At 61.1% G+C, this 18,104-nt stretch carries 13 protein-coding genes; 2 read left to right on the forward strand and 11 right to left on the reverse strand.

What is annotated here, in order from left to right:
- Window position 1: 1 nt before the first annotated feature.
- The 6 genes from QVP03_RS11845 to mazG all read right to left on the reverse strand — a co-directional run bounded on the left by QVP03_RS11845 (window position 2) and on the right by mazG (window position 7,172).
- Entirely contained in the window at window positions 2–2,956 is a 2,955-nt protein-coding gene (locus tag QVP03_RS11845) for an outer membrane beta-barrel protein (protein WP_022333620.1), read from the reverse strand.
- A 152-nt stretch (window positions 2,957–3,108) separates the two neighbouring features.
- A complete protein-coding gene (locus QVP03_RS11850) occupies window positions 3,109–3,537 on the reverse strand; it encodes a Spy/CpxP family protein refolding chaperone (protein ID WP_022333621.1) in 429 nt (142 codons plus the stop codon).
- Window positions 3,538–3,665: 128 nt separating this feature from the next.
- Entirely contained in the window at window positions 3,666–4,427 is a 762-nt protein-coding gene (locus QVP03_RS11855; RefSeq protein WP_022333622.1) for a LytR/AlgR family response regulator transcription factor, read from the reverse strand.
- The gene (locus tag QVP03_RS11860; protein WP_256166065.1) at window positions 4,424–5,731 is read right to left on the reverse strand and encodes a histidine kinase; all 1,308 of its coding nucleotides are present in this window, start codon (window positions 5,729–5,731) and stop codon (window positions 4,424–4,426) included. Before QVP03_RS11860 ends, QVP03_RS11855 begins: the two co-directional genes overlap by 4 nt.
- Window positions 5,732–5,756: 25 nt before the next feature.
- Window positions 5,757–6,290, reverse strand: a complete 534-nt coding sequence (locus tag QVP03_RS11865; RefSeq protein WP_022333624.1) for a gamma carbonic anhydrase family protein — start codon at window positions 6,288–6,290, stop codon at window positions 5,757–5,759.
- A gap of 105 nt (window positions 6,291–6,395) precedes the next feature.
- On the reverse strand, window positions 6,396–7,172 hold the full coding sequence (gene mazG / locus QVP03_RS11870; RefSeq protein WP_022333625.1) for a nucleoside triphosphate pyrophosphohydrolase: 777 nt from the start codon (window positions 7,170–7,172) through the stop codon (window positions 6,396–6,398).
- A 166-nt stretch (window positions 7,173–7,338) separates the two neighbouring features.
- Between mazG and QVP03_RS11875 the strand changes: the two genes are divergently transcribed.
- Entirely contained in the window at window positions 7,339–9,498 is a 2,160-nt protein-coding gene (locus tag QVP03_RS11875; protein ID WP_022333626.1) for a beta-N-acetylhexosaminidase, read from the forward strand.
- Between the two features lie 124 nt (window positions 9,499–9,622).
- Here QVP03_RS11875 and QVP03_RS11880 read toward each other — a convergent pair whose 3' ends face one another.
- Together QVP03_RS11880 and pheT are read right to left on the reverse strand one after the other, a co-directional pair.
- Window positions 9,623–10,273, reverse strand: coding sequence for a lysoplasmalogenase family protein (locus QVP03_RS11880; RefSeq protein WP_022333627.1), 651 nt, complete (start codon window positions 10,271–10,273; stop codon window positions 9,623–9,625).
- Between the two features lie 83 nt (window positions 10,274–10,356).
- Window positions 10,357–12,822: a phenylalanine--tRNA ligase subunit beta gene (gene pheT, locus QVP03_RS11885; RefSeq protein ID WP_022333628.1), complete on the reverse strand. Its 2,466-nt coding sequence runs from the start codon at window positions 12,820–12,822 to the stop codon at window positions 10,357–10,359.
- 571 nt (window positions 12,823–13,393) lie between these two features.
- Between pheT and QVP03_RS11890 the strand changes: the two genes are divergently transcribed.
- The gene (locus QVP03_RS11890) at window positions 13,394–14,755 is read left to right on the forward strand and encodes a TrpB-like pyridoxal phosphate-dependent enzyme (RefSeq protein WP_022333630.1); all 1,362 of its coding nucleotides are present in this window, start codon (window positions 13,394–13,396) and stop codon (window positions 14,753–14,755) included.
- 148 nt (window positions 14,756–14,903) lie between these two features.
- Here QVP03_RS11890 and QVP03_RS11895 read toward each other — a convergent pair whose 3' ends face one another.
- The 3 genes from QVP03_RS11895 to QVP03_RS11905 all read right to left on the reverse strand — a co-directional run bounded on the left by QVP03_RS11895 (window position 14,904) and on the right by QVP03_RS11905 (window position 18,080).
- Window positions 14,904–15,803: a DMT family transporter gene (locus QVP03_RS11895; protein WP_022333631.1), complete on the reverse strand. Its 900-nt coding sequence runs from the start codon at window positions 15,801–15,803 to the stop codon at window positions 14,904–14,906.
- Between the two features lie 183 nt (window positions 15,804–15,986).
- Entirely contained in the window at window positions 15,987–17,147 is a 1,161-nt protein-coding gene (gene lysA / locus QVP03_RS11900; RefSeq protein WP_022333632.1) for a diaminopimelate decarboxylase, read from the reverse strand.
- A gap of 48 nt (window positions 17,148–17,195) precedes the next feature.
- Window positions 17,196–18,080 carry a UbiA-like polyprenyltransferase gene (locus QVP03_RS11905; protein ID WP_022333633.1) on the reverse strand — a complete coding sequence of 295 codons (885 nt, stop codon included), beginning with the start codon at window positions 18,078–18,080 and terminating at the stop codon, window positions 17,196–17,198.
- Between the last annotated feature and the right edge of the window lie 24 nt (window positions 18,081–18,104).

Below are 18,104 nucleotides of genomic sequence, written 5' to 3' on the forward strand. Positions count from 1 at the left end.
TTTACCGAGGGCCGTGGAACATTCCCGGAGGAGGGCCGCCCGGGCCGCCGGGCCCCATGCGGCGCGATCCCGAAGGTTGTGCCACGCCGTCGTAATCCTTGATGTTTTTCGACCCCTTCTTGCCGAACCGGCGCAGGTTGTAGGTGAACTGCACCATATAGTAGCGGCCGATCACGCTGTTGGTCGAATTCTGCGTCCACCCCGAGCCCGTCGAACGGGCGAAGGCCTTGTTCTGGTTGAAGATGTCGTTCACGCCGACCATGATCTCGCCGCGCTTGTTCTTGAAGACCTTTTTGCCGATCCAGGCGTTGCACAGCAGGTAGGAATCGTCGTAATCGTTCGTAAAACCGATGTACTGCGTATAGGCCACGCTGCCCGTGAAGGTAAAGCCCAGCGGGAAGACGAACTTCATGTTGCCCTGCGCCGTATGGTTGAAATAACGGTTCTTGGAACCCGATTCGCCCAGCGAGTTGGTCGCCTCATTATAGGTACCGGCCCACGAAAGGGTGAAGTCCACGTTCTCCGAAATGTTGCTGCCCAGTACCGTGCGGAAGTCGTAGCCGATATTCTTGGTGTCGTTGCGCTCGCCGCCCGTGATGAACCCGTCGCTGTCGACCACACCGCCCAGCATGCTCGGGGTCTTGGTGAAATTGACGCCCGCCATCACGTTGAAGTTACTCTTCAGGAACCCGATGGGGAACCCGTAGCTCAGGTGCGTGCGCAGGTTCCAGTAACCGTCGAGGTTGACGGGGGTGGAGTAGTAGTTGGGGGTGTACTGCTCGCCGCCGAGGGTGATCGTACCGGGGTTCGACACCAGGTGGTTGGCGTTGTAATCCGACGTATTCTGCATCGAGAACATCCACATGAACGTCCGTCCCTTCTCCACGTTGGAGTTCGTATAGTGGAAATTGACCCGGTGGCTGTACGACGGGTTCAGGTTGGGGTTACCCTTGGTGATGTTCTGCGCGTCCGACACGTCGGCCACGTTCTGGAGGTCGGTGATCGAGGGGTTGTCGGTATAGGACGAGACGAACAGGCGCAGCGAATTCTCGCGGTTGATGTTCAGCTGCCCCATCATGAAATAGGTCACGTCGTTATACGAATGCTTGATCTTGTCGGCGGCGTCGCGTACGATCTGCCCGTCGAGCGTGGCATGCTGGTAATAGACGTTCGCCACGAACGTGTTGCGCTCCTTCGAATAACGGAAGCCGGGACCGGCGCTCTGCGTCAGGTAACCGCTCTTGTAAGAGTTGGAAAGCGCCCCGTCGGGGAGAAGCCCTGCGACCGAATAGTCCGGCCCGGTTATGAACGACCTCTTGTCGCGCTCCTGATAATCGTAGCGGATACGGTACTGCACGCTCACCTGGGCATATTTGGCCACAGGTTCCGTATAGGTGAACTGCCCGCGCAGGCCGTAGCTGTTCGAGGGGGCGAGGTTGCGCAGGTAACGCAGACGGGTATAGCCCGTCGTGTCCCAGCCCCACGGGCCGTCGGCTCCGTCGGGGCGGACGGACGAAATCGGCAGGACGTTCGAGAAGGAATTCGAGTTGTTGGTATTGTCCGAATAATTCACATTGCCGTCGAGGGTGATCGTACGGCCGTCCTTGCCGAGCTTGGCACGGTAGACGGCGCTCGTGCGCAGGTTGTAACCGTGGCGCAGGCCGTCGTTGAAATTCTCGGTGCGGCTGTAACCGCTCTGGCCGAACTGCCAGCCCTGCGTCGTGCTCAGGGGGTCGTTGGACTGGTAGCTGAAACTGGGGCGCACCATCAGATTCTGGTTGTCGGAGATCTTCCACTCTAGGCGGGCGTTGAAACGGTGGTTGTAGGCCTCCGTATTCGAATAGCCGCGCGTCGCGAGGGTGTCCACCGGCATGGGGGATTCATACCACTTGTCCACCGTGGACTGGTTCTTCGTATCGGTATTGTTGAAGAAATAGCTGCCCTGGAACGACACCTGGTCGCGTTTGCCCCATGTGTCGGAGTAGTTGACGCCGATGGCGTTCACCGACGCCACGCCGCTCTGCGGGCGCACCATGTACTGTCCGACACCGCCGCGGCGGCCGCCGCCGGAACCCGATACGCCGAGGATGTCCTCGAACGAGAAATTCTGCTGGTTGATATTATTGAACAGGCCGATGACCGACACGCGGCTGTCGCCGCTGAAGATATTGGCATTACCGCCTATGACATATTTGTTTTTGGCCTCAGTCTTGGTATCGGCATCGTAACCGTAACCGGCATACAGTTTACCGAACTGTCCCTGCCGCATGTTGGCATGGGTGACGATGTTGAGCGCCTTATAACCCTCGCCGTCGTCCATGCCCGAGAATTCGGCGGCGTCGCTCAGTTTGTTGTAGACCTCGATGCGGTCGACAGCCTGTGCCGGCAGCGACTTGATGGCCGTCGTCACGTCCTCGCCGAAAAATTCCTTGCCGTCGACGAAAATCTTTTTAACCGACTCGCCCTGTGCCTCGACCGTACCGTCGCTCACGGTGATGCCCGGCATCTTCTTGAGCAGGCCTTCGACGTCGGCATCGTCGGTGACCTTGAACGCCCCGGCGTTATAGCTTACCGTATCGCCCTTCTGGGAGGTACGGAGCGCCTTGGCCTCCTTGACGACGGTTTCGATCTGCACGCCCGGCCTGAGTTCGATCTTGCCGATGTCCTGTTTGGCGGCCGAGACCTTGAAGGTGGTTTCCGCGCTGTTGTAGCCCAGGAAAGAGACTACGAGTTTATATTCGCCGTATGCGAGCGAAGGGATCGACACGGCGCCCTTGAAGCCCGAAGTGGAGTACTGTTTCTTGTCGGGGGCGCCTGCCGGGGAAAATTCCAGCACGGCACCCGCGACCGTTTCGCCGGTCTCGGCATCGACCACCGTACCCGTGACCGTCCCCTTCTGGGCAAAGGCGGCGACGGCGAAAAGCGTAAATAAGGTTGAGAGTAGCAGTCGTTTCATCTTCAGATTATATAGATACGTTTATTTTTTGCGCTTGCGAAGATAACTTTTTTATGGCAGACTTCCCCTCTGCCGCGGGTGAATCGACAAAAAAGGGGTGCCAGTCGACCAACCGACACCCCGGCTGTGACAAGCCGTTCGATGACCTAACCTCACTTCCTGCCCTTTGCGGGACGGGGCTTGTCACATTTCCTGCCTTCCTTGCAGGCGCATCCCTTTCCATCCTTCATCTGCGGGCCGGGCCTCATACCGGGCTTCGGGCCCTGCATCTGCTTCCACTGCTCGAACTGCTCGGGCGTAAGGATCTTTTGCATCTTCTCGGCCTGGGCCTTGCGGGCGGCGCGCATCCGCTCGTGCTGCGCCTGCATATCCTTTACCTCCTGCAGGTTGAGTTCGTAGAGCTGCTTCGACTGATCCTCGTTGAGGTTCAGCTTTTCGACCATGCGGTCGGTCTTGCGCTGGGCCATCTGCTCGGCCGTGGGGCGTTCCTTTGTCCTCGGAGCACGCCGATCCTGCGCAAAAGCGCTCGTTCCCGCCAACAGGCAAAGGGTCATTGCAACCGCAAAAATTCTCTTTTTCATAGCATTAAGATTTTTGTTATCCGTTCGCCGAAACACCTTCGGCTCGCAGTACTGATGCAAAGGTAAAGCCAAACCGGCACGGCGGTGCCGACCCGGGGGCCAAACGACTGAAAGGCAGGGTGAACCGACTATTCGGCGGGTTGAACGGAGGTGAGCCAGGCCTTGAATTCGGGGACGCGGGCCTTGGAAATGACAATGCGTTCGGGGGTCTCGACCGTCAGGTGGAGCGCCAGGCGGCTGCCGAACCACACGGCGATCTCCTTCACGGCGCGGCGCGCCACGATGAACTGGCGGTTGGCGCGGAAGAAATCCGCTTCGGGCAGGATGGCCTGCAGGGTTTCGAGCGTCTTGTCGAGGGGGTAGGAAACGCCCTCGTAGGTACAGGCGGTGACTTTCTCGTTGCTGGTATAGCAATAGGCGATCTGCTCGCGCCGGAGCGGGATGATCCGGTCGCGGACATGCACCAGGAAAGCCTGCTCGTGCCGTGCCGCAGCCATCGTCCGCACCCGGAAGCCGTAATCGCGGCGTTCGCCCTTGGACAGGCGTTCCAGCTTGCCCAGCGCACGCTGCACGTCGGCGCTGTTGATCGGCTTGAGCAGGTAGTCGATGCTGTTGACCCTGAAGGCTTCGAGCGCATACTGGTCATAGGCCGTCGTGAAGACCACGGGGGCGGTAACCTCCACGGCGTCGAAGATGCGGAACGAATCGCCATCGGCCAGGTGGATGTCCATGAACAACAGGTCGGGCTGGGGGTTCGCACGCAGCCATTCGACACTCTCCTCGACGCTTTCGAGCGTCCCGATGACCTCCACGCCGGGAGCCACCTGTTTCAGGATAGCCTCCAGGTTCAGCGCGGCGGCGGTTTCGTCCTCGATAATCAGGGCCTTCATCCGATGGCGGGTTTTTGCAGCGGCATGCGCACGACGAACTCCTTGTCGGTGTCGATGATCTCGATGTCGCGGCCCGTAATCAGGTGCCAGCGGTTGCGCAGGTTTTCCAGTCCGATGCCCGTCGACGGTTCGGGTTCGATCTTCGGCACCTTGGGATTGGCGACCACCAGCCACCCCTGCTCGGTGCGGATCGAGATATGGAACGGCTTGCTGCGGGTTATGGTATTGTGTTTGACGGCGTTGCCGATCAGCGGCTGCAACGACAGCGCCGGGAGCGTCCAGGAGCGGTACTTGTCGTCGACGTCGATGTCGAAGAACAGTTTGTCGGCATAGCGTATTTCGAAGAGGTAGCTGTACGCTTCGATGAATTTCAGTTCCTCGTCGAGCGTCATCAGCGTGCTCTGACCGTTCTGGATGATGTAGCGGAACGTATACGACAGCTGGTCGATGTAGGTCAGCGCCTTGTCGTCGTGCTTCTCGCGCACGAGCATCGCCAGCGAATTGAGCGAATTGAAGAAGAAATGGGGGTTGATCTGCCCGACGAGCATGTTGTAGCGGGTCGTGAGGTTCTCGTTCTTGAGCCGTTCGTTCTCCATGACGACCGCCTGCTGCTTCGAGTTGAGCACGTAGACCCAGCCGTAGAGCATCGACACGGCCACGGCGAACGAACACTTGAGCAGCAGCATGTAGTCGAAGATATGCCCGCTCATGAAATTCAGGACGATCTGCCCCGAATGCCATTCGCGGACAGGGGCGAAGATATAAAGCGCCGCGGCCGCCACGAGGCACCCCATGCAGTGGAGGGCGAAACGCCCCGCCTTGTAATTGCGGCGTGCGGAGGTCAGGATCGAGAGCATGATGAACGATACGACCAGGTAGTAGATCAACTGCAACGTCAGCTCCGAAGTCCTCGACGGCCGGTTGTAAAGCGTGCTGTAATCGAACTCCTCGCCGTTGCGCATGCGCAGTTCGTTCATCACCGGATGGGCGCCGTAACGGCGCGGGGCGACCACGTCGACCACCAGCCGGTCGCCGTCCGAAAGATCCATCCGGCGAATGCGCTGCATCGGCACGTAGACGCTGTCGCGGTTCCCGTAGACGATGTACCCGTGGCCGTCGGGGCTGACATGCAGCACCCCTTCCTCGCCGCGTGTGACGACGCTCGCCCGCGCCGGCCGCGGCTGTCCTTCGCCCTTTTGCTCGACGATCAGCAACAGCACATAGGAAAAGTTGACCACCAGGCTGATGGCCAGCGCAACCAGCAGGTTGAGCATCAGGTCGGAATATTTCGATTGCAGGTTCATCGCATCTCCTTACGCCCCGACGGGGTCATTCATCCTCCTTGAACCACGAGGCGTAGAGCATGTAATCGTGCGCCGTGCGGCGGATGATCTCCTCGCGCTGCTCGGGCGTCACCTCCTTGACCTTCTTGGCCGGGACACCCGCATAGACCGAATTGGGTTCCAGCTTGGCGTTCGACAGCACCAGCGCGTTGGCCGCGATGATGCAGCCCGAAGGGATAACGGCGTTGTCGAGCAGGGTAGCGCCCATGCCGATCAGGCAGTTGTCGCCGATGACAGCGCCGTGGACGATGGCGTTGTGGCCGACCGACACGTCGTTGCCGATGATGGTCTGCGACGGGTGTTTGGCCTTGTCGTAAATCGTATGTAGCACGACGCCGTCCTGGATGTTCGTACGGTCGCCGATGACGATTTTGTTCACGTCGCCGCGCAGCACGGCGTTGTACCAGATGGAGCAGTCGCGGCCGATGGTCACGTCGCCCAGGATGACGGCCGTCTCGGCCAGGAACGTATTTTCTCCGATCACGGGGGTGCGCCCCCGCACTTCTTTAATCAATGCCATAATTCCGTAATAAAATTTCTTAGTTTCACATGTATATTTCCCTGCATGACCCGCCACCGTACGGTGGTGCCCCGGACATGGAAAGCGCTGCCGGAAGGCAATCTTTTATTCGCCTTTTTTGGCTTCCTGCCACAGGGCCTCCATCTCGCCGAGCGAAAGGTCGTGCAGCGAATTCCCTTGTGCGGCAGCCTGTTCCTCCATGTAATTGAAGCGGCGGATGAACTTCTTGTTCGTACGCTCCAACGCAGATTCGGGATCGACGCCGTAGAGCCGCGCAGCGTTGACCAGCGCAAAGAACAAGTCGCCGAACTCGGCTTCGAGGTTCGCCTTGTCGCCCGAGCGCATCTCGGCCTCGACTTCGGCGGTCTCCTCCTTCACCTTGTCCCACACATCCTCGCGCTTCTGCCAGTCGAAGCCCGTCGCCGCGGCCTTCTCGCCTACGCGGAATGCCTTGACCAGCGCCGGCAGCGAGCGGGGAACGCCGCCCAGCGTACCGCTCTTGCGGTTCTTTTTGCGGAGCTTGAGTGCCTCCCAATTCTCCTTCACCTGGTCGGGCGTATTGGCATGAATGTCGCCGTAAACGTGCGGATGGCGGTATACCAGTTTGTCGCACAAGGCGTTGGCCACATCCGCATAGTCGAACGCCCCGGCTTCCTCACCCAGCTTGGAGTAGAACACCACATGCAGCAGCAGGTCGCCCAGCTCCTCCTTGATCCCCTCCATATTGTGGTCGGTGATGGCATCGGCCAGTTCATACGTCTCCTCGATCGTATTGCTCCGCAACGAGTCGAACGTCTGCTCGCGATCCCACGGGCACTCGCGGCGCAGCGTGGTCATCACGTCGAGCAGGCGGGCCGTAGCCTCCAATCGTTTATCTTCCATTATCCGGTTTGTTTTTTCCGCCGTCATGCAGGGCGCAAACTGCCCGAGGCGCCGGGTCGCCCGGCCGCAGCAGCATGCAGCCTGCACGGCCGCAATTTATCCCCTGCAAAGTTAGCACATTCGGCGGAAAATAGTAACTTTGCATCGAACAAAATTCCGCAACCTCATGAAACTACGCTACCTCGCGTCCATCCTGGGCGCCCTTTGTAGCCTCCTTCACGCCCATGCGCAGCCGCTTCCGGCGCGCCAGACGACCCTTCCCGGCACATACCGCATATCGGTCGGCACGCAGCTCAGCTACGAGACGCCGCTCGCGCCGCTGGCCGACTACCTGCGCGAATATATCAACGTCGGAAAGGCCAGCGACAGTATGTCGGCCGACGATGCGATCGTGCTCACGACAGACCCGACGCTCGGCCGCGAGGCCTACACGCTGGCCGTGAAGCCGCAGCGGATCGAGATCACGGGAGGCGACTACGGCGGCGTCTTCAACGGCATCCAGGCGCTGCTGCGGCTGTTGCCGCCCGAGGTCTACGCCAAGGCGTGCCCGCTGCCCGTCGAAGTCGCCTGCACGCGGATCGACGACGCCCCGCGCTTCGCGTACCGGGGCATGATGCTGGACGTGGCCCGCACTTGGATCGGAGTGGATGGAGTAAAGCGTTACATAGACCTGCTTTCCTACCACGGGATCAATAAATTACACCTCCACCTGTCGGACGACGAAGGGTGGCGGATCGAGATCAGGTCACACCCCGAGCTGACCGAAATCGGCGGCTTCCGCGGCGGTGACTCGCCCGTACGCCCCGTCTACGGGAAATGGGACGAGAAATACGGCGGCTTCTACACACAGGACGAAATGCGCGGGCTGATCCGCTATGCCGCCGTGCGCAACATCGAAATTATCCCCGAGATCGACCTGCCCGGGCACAGCCGCAACATCGCCTCGGTACACCCTGAAATCCGCTGCAATTACCCGCCCGACACGCTGTCGACCAACGGCTACGACTACCGTTCGGCATGGTGCGTGGCACGCGAGGAGAACTACGCGCTGCTCGCGGACATCCTGGGCGAACTCTGCGCGCTGTTCCCCTCGGAATACATCCACGTGGGCGGCGACGAGGTCGACATGACCCAATGGAAGCGCTGCCCCGACTGCCAGGCGCTGATGCGGCAGCGGGGCATGGCAGACCCGCACCAACTGGAAGACCTCTTCATGCAACGCATGGCGGCGATCCTCAGCGCCAACGGCAAACGCCCCGCCGTGTGGAACGAAGCGGTGGCGACGGGCGACCTGGCGCACGACAGCCGCGTCTACGGCTGGCAGAGCGTCAAGGCATGCCTCGACGCCACGGCCAAGGGATACGAGACCGTAGTGATGCCGGGCGAATATTTCTATTTCGACATGCGCCAGACCCCGCACGAGGACGGGCACGACTGGGCGGCGATCTTCGACGCGAAAAAGGTCTTCGGGTTCGACTTCACGGACAAGGGGTTCAGCCCGGAGCAGATGCGCAACGTCGTCGGGTTGCAGGCGGCGTTCTTCAGCGAAGCCTACGTCTCGCACGAGCCCGAGAAGCCCGACTACCTCGACTACATGTGTTTCCCGCGTATCTGCGCACTCGCCCGCATCGCGTGGCGCGGCAACGGCGAAGGCTGGGACGCCTATTACAAAGGGCTCGTGGAGAAGCATTACGACCGCATGGCAGCCATGGGCATCCGTTTCCGGCTCTTCCCGCCGAAAGTGAGCTATAAGGATGGCGCATTCACCGTGACGGCCGACGACGGGTCGGAGATATACTACACGGAAGGCGACGCGCCCGAAGAACACCGTTATACCCGTCCCGTCAAGACCGGCAAACCGCACCTGTACCGCTTCTTCACCCGCTACAAAACGGGGCGCAGCCCCTATGTCGCCGACAAATCCTACTACCGCACGCTCGCACCCGCCGTGGCCATCACCACCTCGATGGGCGAGAGCAGGCAGTTCCCCCTTGCCAATGCCGCGGGTTACAAGGGGCTTTCGCGGACAGCGCGCGCCTGCCGGCAGCAGGACTGGGTGCTCTACACCTTCGAGCAGCCGGTGAAATGCCGCGAAATGTACCTCCAGACCGGAAACCGCCAGCTGCCGAAGACCATCATAACCACAGGTTATGCCGAGGTGTCGTACGACGGTGCGACGTATGAGCGGGCGGGCGACCTCGAAAAGGGAAGCATCACCCTGAAGCCGGGGCGCGCGGTGAAAGCCGTGCGGATCGTCTCGACCTGCGACGACAACGGCACGCCCTATGTGACGATCCAGCCGCCGCAGATCAAGCCGGTGCTGTAACGGCGGCCTGCTCCGGCCAGCAACGGCGCATCGGCGCGGCAGGACTGCGGCACATGGATGAAAAGGTTGCGAGCAGGATGCCTTCGGGCCATCGGCGGACGGACGGCACGGGCGGAAGCAATCTTCACACGGATCGGCCCTCAGACGGGAGGGCGGGAAGCGATTTTACGGCAAAGCAGAAGAACAGGCACTGCGCCAGGTAGTAGGGAACCATCACGACGTAGGTGCGCCCGGGAACGGCCCCGATGAAACGGCTCCAGGCTATCACGCCGTCGGAAAAAACGAACAGCAGGGCCGCGAAGCGGAACCATGCGGCATACGCCCCGCGATACCGGAGCACGCTGTAAAGCATCCCGGCGATGACCGCACCGTAAACGGCGACGCCGATCCGTTCGGCCGGATCCAAGACCCGGGGCACGACCCCGGCGAAGAGCAACGCGAGCAACGCCGCGGGAAGCAGCCATGCGGCAGGACGGGCAGGAAGTCCCCCGGCGCAGAGGAAATAGCGGATATAGGCACCGTGGGCCAGCGCGAAAAACAGCATCTGCGGAATGAACAGACCCTTCGCACCCGCCGCATCGCCCAGGGCAGACAAGAGGAGTGCAGCCCCGACCGGAAGCAACGTTTTCCGCCGGAGGCAGAAAACCGCCACAGCCAGCAAAAGCACCGGATAGGCCACCTTGTACGGAAGAGCCGCCGCCTTGGTGAAGAACAGGGCGGCGCCTGCGGCAAAAAGCAGGGTAGTCAGGGCCAATATGCGGGAAGTCCGATGCATCGTTTCAGGAAAAATCATTTCAGGAAAAAAGCCGCCCGTCAGAAAACTGGCAGGCGGCTTCGGTTCTTATCCGTCACGACGGGTCATGCACGGACATGGGCGCCGCACTGGCGCTCGAACTGCGCCGTGAGGTTCTGCATGGCCCGTTCGATGGCCTTTTCGTCCAACGTGCGGGTCTTGTCCTCGAGGATAAAGCTCAGGGCATAGGATTTCTTGCCTTCGGGCAGCTTGTCGCCCTCGTAGACGTCGAACAGCGAAACGCTCTTGAGTAACTTGCGCTCCGTAGCGAACGCCACGTCGCGCAGCGCCGAGAAGGTCACCTGCTTGTCCACGAGCAGCGCCAGGTCGCGCTTCACCTCGGGGAACTTCGACAGCTCCTCGGCCACGATCCGGTGCTTTTTGGTCGATTTGACAAGCGCCTCGAAGTTCATCTCCAGATAGAAGACATCCTGTTTGACGTCGAGTTTGCGGCGGATATTCCGGCTGACCGTACCGATCTGCAACAGCTCCCTGCCGTTGAGCGCCATCGTGAGCGCCTCGCCGAAGAGGTCGCTTTGCAGCGTTTCGGTCTTGAGCGCATAGATGTCGATGCCGAAGCGGCGCAGCAGTTTTTCGGCCACGGCGCGCAGCGTGAAGAACGATGCGGCCTGCGGCTGCACGTTCCACGAAGCGGGCACGGCGATGCCCGTCACGGCGATGGCCAGGCGGTACTCTTCGGAATAGGCTGCCAGGGGGTTTTCGTCCGCACGTTTGGCCTCGTCGTAGAAATAGCAGTTGCCGAACTCGTAGAGTTTCAGGTCGCCGTTGCGGCGGTTGGCGTTGAGCTGCACGGCTTCCAGCATGTTGAACAGCAGCGTCTGGCGCATGACGCTGAGGTCGGCGCTCAGCGGGTTGAGGATACGCACGCAGTTTTCCGCCCGGTAGCTCTCCAACCCTTCGTAATAGGCCGCCCTGGTCAGCGAGTTGGACATGATCTCCGTAAAGCCGTTGGCCGATAGGTAGTCGGCGGCGAGGTTCATCAGGCGGTTGCGGTCGGGTTTGGGCGCATAGGAAAGCGTCGAACGGACGCGCGAGGGTATTTCGACGTTGTTGTAGCCGTAAATGCGCAGGATGTCCTCGATGAGGTCGGCCTCGCGCTGCACGTCGACCCGGTAGGGCGGCACGGCCACGCTCAGCACGCCGTCCTTCTCGTCCAGCACCTTCACTTCGAGCGCCGCCAGGATCGCACGGACGGTCTCTTCGGGGATATGCTTGCCGATCAGCGCGTCGATGCGGGCGAACGAGACGTCGAAGCGGAAATCTTCGATCGGCGCGGGGTAGATGTCGGTGATGTCGCTCGAAATCTCGCCCCCGGCCAGCTCCTTCATCAGCAGGGCGGCACGCTTGGCGGCATAGACCTGCATATTGGGATCGACACCGCGCTCGAAACGGAACGACGAATCGGTGTTCAGGCCGAAGCGCTTGGCGGTTTTGCGCACCCACACGGGGTTGAAATAGGCGCTCTCGATGAACACGTCGGTCGTGGTGTCGCTGATGCCCGAATCCAGGCCGCCGAAGACGCCGGCGATGCACATCGGACGCTCGGCCGAGCAGATCATCAGGTCGTCCGCCGTGAGCTTGCGCTCCACGCCGTCCAAAGTCACGAAGGGCGTACCTTCGGCGCAGGTGCGCACGACGACCTCGCGGCCCTCGATCTTCGCCGCGTCGAACGCGTGCAGAGGTTGTCCCAGTTCGAAAAGCACGAAATTGGTGATGTCCACCAGGTTGTTCTTGGGGTTGATGCCCGCGGCACGCAGGCAGTTCTGCATCCACTCGGGCGAGGGGGCTATCTTGCAGTTTTTCACGGTCACGCCCGCATAGCGGGGCGCCGCCTCGTGGTTCTCGACGCGGATTTTCACGCCGAGGTCGTGGTTGTCCGGGGCGAAAGCCGACACGTCGGGCATCTTCACCGAAACATCTTCCCCCCGGCTGCGCAGATAGGCCGCCAGGTCGCGCGCCACGCCGATGTGCGACGCGGCATCCACACGGTTGGGCGTGAGCCCCACCTCGATCAGGTAGTCGTCCTCGATGCGGAGGTAGTCCCTGGCCGTCGTACCCGCCACGGCATCGGCGGGAAGCTCCATGATCCCGTCGTGCGAGGCTCCGATGCCCAGTTCGTCCTCGGCACAAAGCATGCCGAGCGATTCCACGCCGCGGATCTTGCTGCGCTTGATCTTGAATTCCTCGTCGCCGCCGCCGGGGTAGAGCACCGTGCCCACCGTCGCGCAAAGCACTTTCAGCCCCGCGCGGCAGTTGGGGGCGCCGCAGACGATCTGCAGCGGTTCGCCCGTGCCGACGTCGACCGTGGTGACATGCAGGTGGTCGGAATCGGGATGCTCCTCGCAGGTGAGCACCTCGCCCACCACCACGCCCGCAAGGCCGCCCTTGATGGTCTCGATCTTCTCGAAGCCCTCGACCTCGAGTCCGATGTCGGTCAGTATCCGGGCGACCTCTTCGGCCCCGAGATCGGTGTCGATGTAGCGTTTGAGCCAGTTATACGAAATATTCATATCGTTGAATTTGAGAATTAGCTAAAATCGAACAAAGATAGTGAAAAATTGTTAATTCCGACCGGATAAACGCATGAAACCCACAGCCGGTAAAAAATTATCCGCCGCCGAGGCCGGCACCATGCACTTCGCGGCATACGGCCCGGAGGACTGCATCCGGCGCTCGGCCGCGGGGCTTCCCTGAGCGTCGCCGGGCAAGGGCACGGGAGCCGCAGCGGCGGGGCAGGGCAGGGGACTGCAGGGAGGACTGCCCCGCCCCGGTTTCCCGCAGGACACGCCCGAATGCGGAATAACTCATATATTTAGGTGTCGAAAATTTATGGCGAAAAATTTGGTTTTACGGTTGCGACCCGTTATATTTGCCAAAACGAAACAGGAATTTATGATCCGGAACTTTAACATACAGGCATGGTGGTGGCGCTCGTTGACTCTCGTGGACAATGAGTGCGGCTCAGTGCGTGTATAGTTGAAAGCATAACGAACACACAAGCCCGTTGTTTACGAGAGAGTAAACAACGGGCTTTTTCTTTTGCATCACATTTTACCGAACACAGAAATAGACAAAAAAAACATGGAAACAAAGAAATTCTGCCTGACCGAGCGTCAGATGCCCACACAATGGTACAACATCGTGGCCGACATGCCCAACAAACCGCTGCCGCCGCTGCATCCCGCGACCAAGCAGCCCGTGACGAAGGAGCAGATGAGCGCCATCTTCGCCGAAGAACTGATCGACCAGGAGATGTCGACGGAGCGTTTCATCGACATCCCCGAAGAGGTGCAGGAGATCTACAAGATATGGCGGCCTTCGCCGCTGGTGCGCGCCACGGGACTGGAAAAAGCCCTCGGCACCCCGGCAAAGATCTATTTCAAGAACGAAAGCGTATCGCCCGCCGGATCGCACAAGCCCAACACCGCCGTGCCGCAGGCCTACTACAACTACAAGCAGGGCATACGCCACCTGACGACCGAAACGGGCGCCGGGCAGTGGGGCGCGGCCATCGCCTTCGCAGCCAAGCATTTCGGGCTCGACGTGCAGGTTTTCATGGTGAAGGTCAGCTACGAACAGAAACCCTACCGGCGGCTGATGATGAACACGTGGGGCGCCGAGTGCATCGCGTCGCCCAGCACAATCACCGCCTCGGGCCGCGCAGCGCTCGAACGCGACCCCGACTGCTCGGGAAGCCTCGGGCTGGCGATCTCGGAGGCCGTGGAGATGGCTCTGCAACACCCGGAGGACACCCGCTACTGCCTGGGCAGCGTGCTGAACCACGTGATCCTGCACCAGACCGTCATCGGGCAGGAGGCGGTCGCACAGATGGAGATGGCCGGCGCCGAGCCGGACGTGGTGATCGGCTGCTTCGGCGGCGGCAGCAATTTCGCAGGACTGGGCTTCCCGTTCCTGCGCAGGAACCTTGTCGAAGGCAGGAATATCCGCATCGTGGCCGTCGAGCCGTCGAGCTGCCCGAAACTCACGCGCGGCACGTTCCAGTACGATTTCGGGGATGTGGCCGGGTTCACGCCGCTGCTGCCGATGTATACGCTCGGGCATGATTTCCAACCGTCGGACATCCATGCGGGCGGCCTGCGCTACCACGGGGCGGGTTCGATCGTGAGCCAGCTGTTGAAGGACGGACTGGTCGAGGCCCGGTCGCTGCCGCAGACCGAGACCCTCGCGGCCGGCATCCTCTTCGCCAAGACCGAGGGGATCATCCCGGCGCCCGAGTCGACCCACGCCATCGCGGCGGCAATTCGCGAGGCGTTGCAGGCCAAGGAGGAGGGAACGCCGCGGACGATCCTGTTCAACCTCTCGGGCAACGGCGTGATCGACCTCTACGCCTACGAGCAGTACCTGGCCGGGGCGCTGCGGGACTACGTGCCGGGCGACGACGAGATCGCAAAGACGGTCAGCCAGTTAAGCAAGATCATCTGACGGGTGGAACCATCCGCGACCGAAAAGGATGCCGGCCTTCGGGCGGGCATCCTTTTTCATTTCCCGAGCCGTCCGTGCCGGGAAACAGTGTTGCCGACGGGGATCGGGAGCCGCTAAAAACGGCGCACATCCGCACCCGAAACGCAGGCTACCGCGACCCGAGCCACAAGAAGACCATGCCGACCAGGATGAGGATGAGATCGACGGCCTTGGCGCGCAGATTCCGTTCGCGGAAGAGCAGGGCGCCGCAGGCGAACGAAACCACGACCGAGCCGCGGCGCACCATCGACACGACGGAGATCATGGCGTCGGGATCGCGCAGGGCCATGAGGTAGGCGAAGTCGGCCAGCGACAAGAATACCGAGATCAGCGGGATGGCCCAGCTCCAGTGGAAAGGCGTGGAGGCGTGCCGCTTCGGCCACCATACCGCGGCGGTCAGGACGGCCATCATGAAGAACTGGTAAAGGTTGTACCAGCTTTGCACGAAGACCGGGTCGAGGCGCGCCATGATATATTTGTCGTACAGCCCGCTGACGGCACCCATGACGGCGGCCAGGGCGATGCAGAGTATCCAGACGTTGTGCGCGAAGTCGACCCCTTCGCGGCGGCTCGAACGGCTCAGCATGAAGAGCGACACGAGTGCCAGTAGGACGCCGGTCCACTGGCAGGCGTTCAGCCGCTCGCCGAAGACGAGCATGGCCCCGACGAGCACCATGACGGGGCGCGTGGCATTGATCGGCCCCACGATGGTGATGGGAAGGTGCTTCATGCCGAAATAGCCGAAGATCCAGGACGTAAGGACGATGACGGATTTGAGCACCACCAGCCCATGGGCATGGAGCGTACCGGGCGACGCCTCCAGCACCGTACCTTCGAACCACCCGAGTCCGCATTCGGCCGAGAGGAGCGCCGGAAGGAAGACGAGTGACGAAAAGAGGGTGTTGAGCAGGAGCACAGGCAGTACGGCATTGCCGGTGAGCGACTTTTTCTTGGCCACGTCGTAGAAACCCAGCAGCGCGGCGGATGTGAATGCAAGGGTCAGCCACATAATGTAAGTTCGGCGGAAATGAGGGTCATGGGATTAGGGGTCGGCAAGGTCGGCAACCCGCAGGGTTTGCATTACGGCGCCTGCGATGTTATCCGAACGGAGAATTCCCCTGAACCACCACCGTTTTCAAATGGCGATTCGGGGGAATGTCCTTCCAACGGTTCCGGTATCGGGAAAAACCGATTATTGAATCTCGTCGCTGTAAACGGCGCCGGGCAGGTCGTGGAGGTTGTAACGCGAAGCCATCGACATGCCGTAGGCTCCGGCCGACTTGATCGTAAGCAGGTCGCCGCGGCGGGTCTTGCGCAGGGTGACGTTCTCGTCGAACACGTCGGTCGATTCGCAGGCCGTGCCCACGATGGTATATTTGTCGCGCGCCTCGTCTTCGGAGGTGATGTTCTCGATGTTGTGGTACGAGCCGTAGAGCGCCGGACGGATCAGCTCGGTCATCGAGGCATCGACGATCACCAGCTTGCGGCCCGTGGCGGTGGTCTTGTTGAAGAGCACCTTCGTAATCAGCTCGCCGCATTCGGCGACGATCGAGCGGCCGAATTCGAAATGCACTTCGCGGTCGCCGACCGAGAGGTGGTTGTGCACGATCGAGAACAGCGAAGCGAAATTGGGGATCGGTTCGTTCTCGGGCACGTCGTAGTTGACGCCCAGGCCGCCGCCCACGTCGACGAAACGGAACGAACACCCCAGCTTTTCGAGGTTCTCGACGATGACGTTGACTTTGTTGCACATGTTCTCGAAGACGTGCAGCTCGCGGATCTGCGACCCGATATGCAGATGCAGGCCTATTATATTGATATACTTGAGCGCGCGGATCTCCTTGGCGTGCTCGAGTACCTCTTCATATGAAATGCCGAACTTACTGTCAGCCTGCCCCGTATCGATGCAGTGGTTGGTCTTGGGGTCAATGTCGGGGTTGATGCGCAGTGCCACGTCGGCCACGCGCCCGGCCTCCCCGGCCAGGGCATCGACCAGCTCCAGCTCCTCGATCGACTCGCAGTTGATGGCCAGGATATCCTGCTCGATGGCGTAGCGCAGCTCCTTGTCGCGCTTGCCCACACCCGCATAGACGATGCCCTTGGGGTCGAAGCCCGCCTCGATGGCCTTGCGGAGCTCGTTGCCGCTGGCACAGTCGATACCCAGCCCGTATTCGCGGATGATCGCCAACAGGTGGTCGTCGTAGTTGGCCTTGATGGCGTAGTGCACCTTGTAACCGTATTTTTTCGACTCGTAGACGACGCTTTCGAGGGTCTGGCGCAGCAACGCCGTATCATAAAGATAGAAGGGGGTTTCGTAGCCCCGGAGCTTTTGTGCAATTTGTCTGCTTAGCATTTTACCTAACTTTTAACCTGTTGAAGTTGCAAATATAAGCGATTTGGTTTATTTGAGCAAATCCACGATCACGCCCGCAGCGAGCGAGAGGCTCGCCAGGCCGTTGAGCGTCCCGAAGGCGATGCCGATATTGCGCTGCCGCACGGGCGTGACGAGCAGGTGTTCGAGCACCAGCAGCCCCGTGAAAACACCCGCCCCGAGCCAAAGCCACACCGAACCGGGGCAGTAGGTCATGAACCAGCCGAGGGCGGCAATGCTCACCGCATGCAGGCCGCAGCTGACGCCCAGCGCCGAACGCGCCGAAAAACACGCGGGGATGGAATGCAGGCCGTGCCGACGGTCGAATTCGGCGTCCTGCAACGCGTAGATGATGTCGAAACCCCCGCACCAGGTCGTCACCAGCAGGGCGAGGATGAACGGTTCGACGACCACGTGCCCGTCGAAGACGACGTGCCCGGCCGCGGCGATAAAAGCCCCGACGGGGGCGATGCCGAGCGAAAGCCCCAGCACGAGGTGCGCCAGCGGCGTGAAGCGCTTGCAATAGCTGTAAACGAGGATGACGGACAACGCCACGGGCGACAGGATGGCCGCAAGGCGGTTGATCGTCGCGGCGGTGGCCACGAACAGCAGGGCATTGACGGCCACGAACCACAGCGCATGCCGCGCCGGGATTTTGCCTGCGGGTATTTCGCGCCCGGCCGTACGCGGGTTCTCGGCGTCGATGCGGCGGTCGGCCCAGCGGTTGAAACCCATGGCGGCATTGCGGGCGAAGACCATGCACAGGATGACCTGCACGAGGACGATGTACGGCCAGCGGGGATTGTGCAGCGGGGCGTAACGGAGCCCGTAGACGAAGCCCACCATGGCAAAGGGCATGGCGAAGACCGTATGGGCGAACTTAACGAGCGAAGCGTATTTCAAAACGGCATTCATGTGCGGAAACGGTATTTGAGACCG

The sequence above is a fragment of the Alistipes sp. CAG:29 genome (assembly GCF_000435435.1).
In the GTDB taxonomy this organism is placed as follows: domain Bacteria; phylum Bacteroidota; class Bacteroidia; order Bacteroidales; family Rikenellaceae; genus Alistipes; species Alistipes onderdonkii.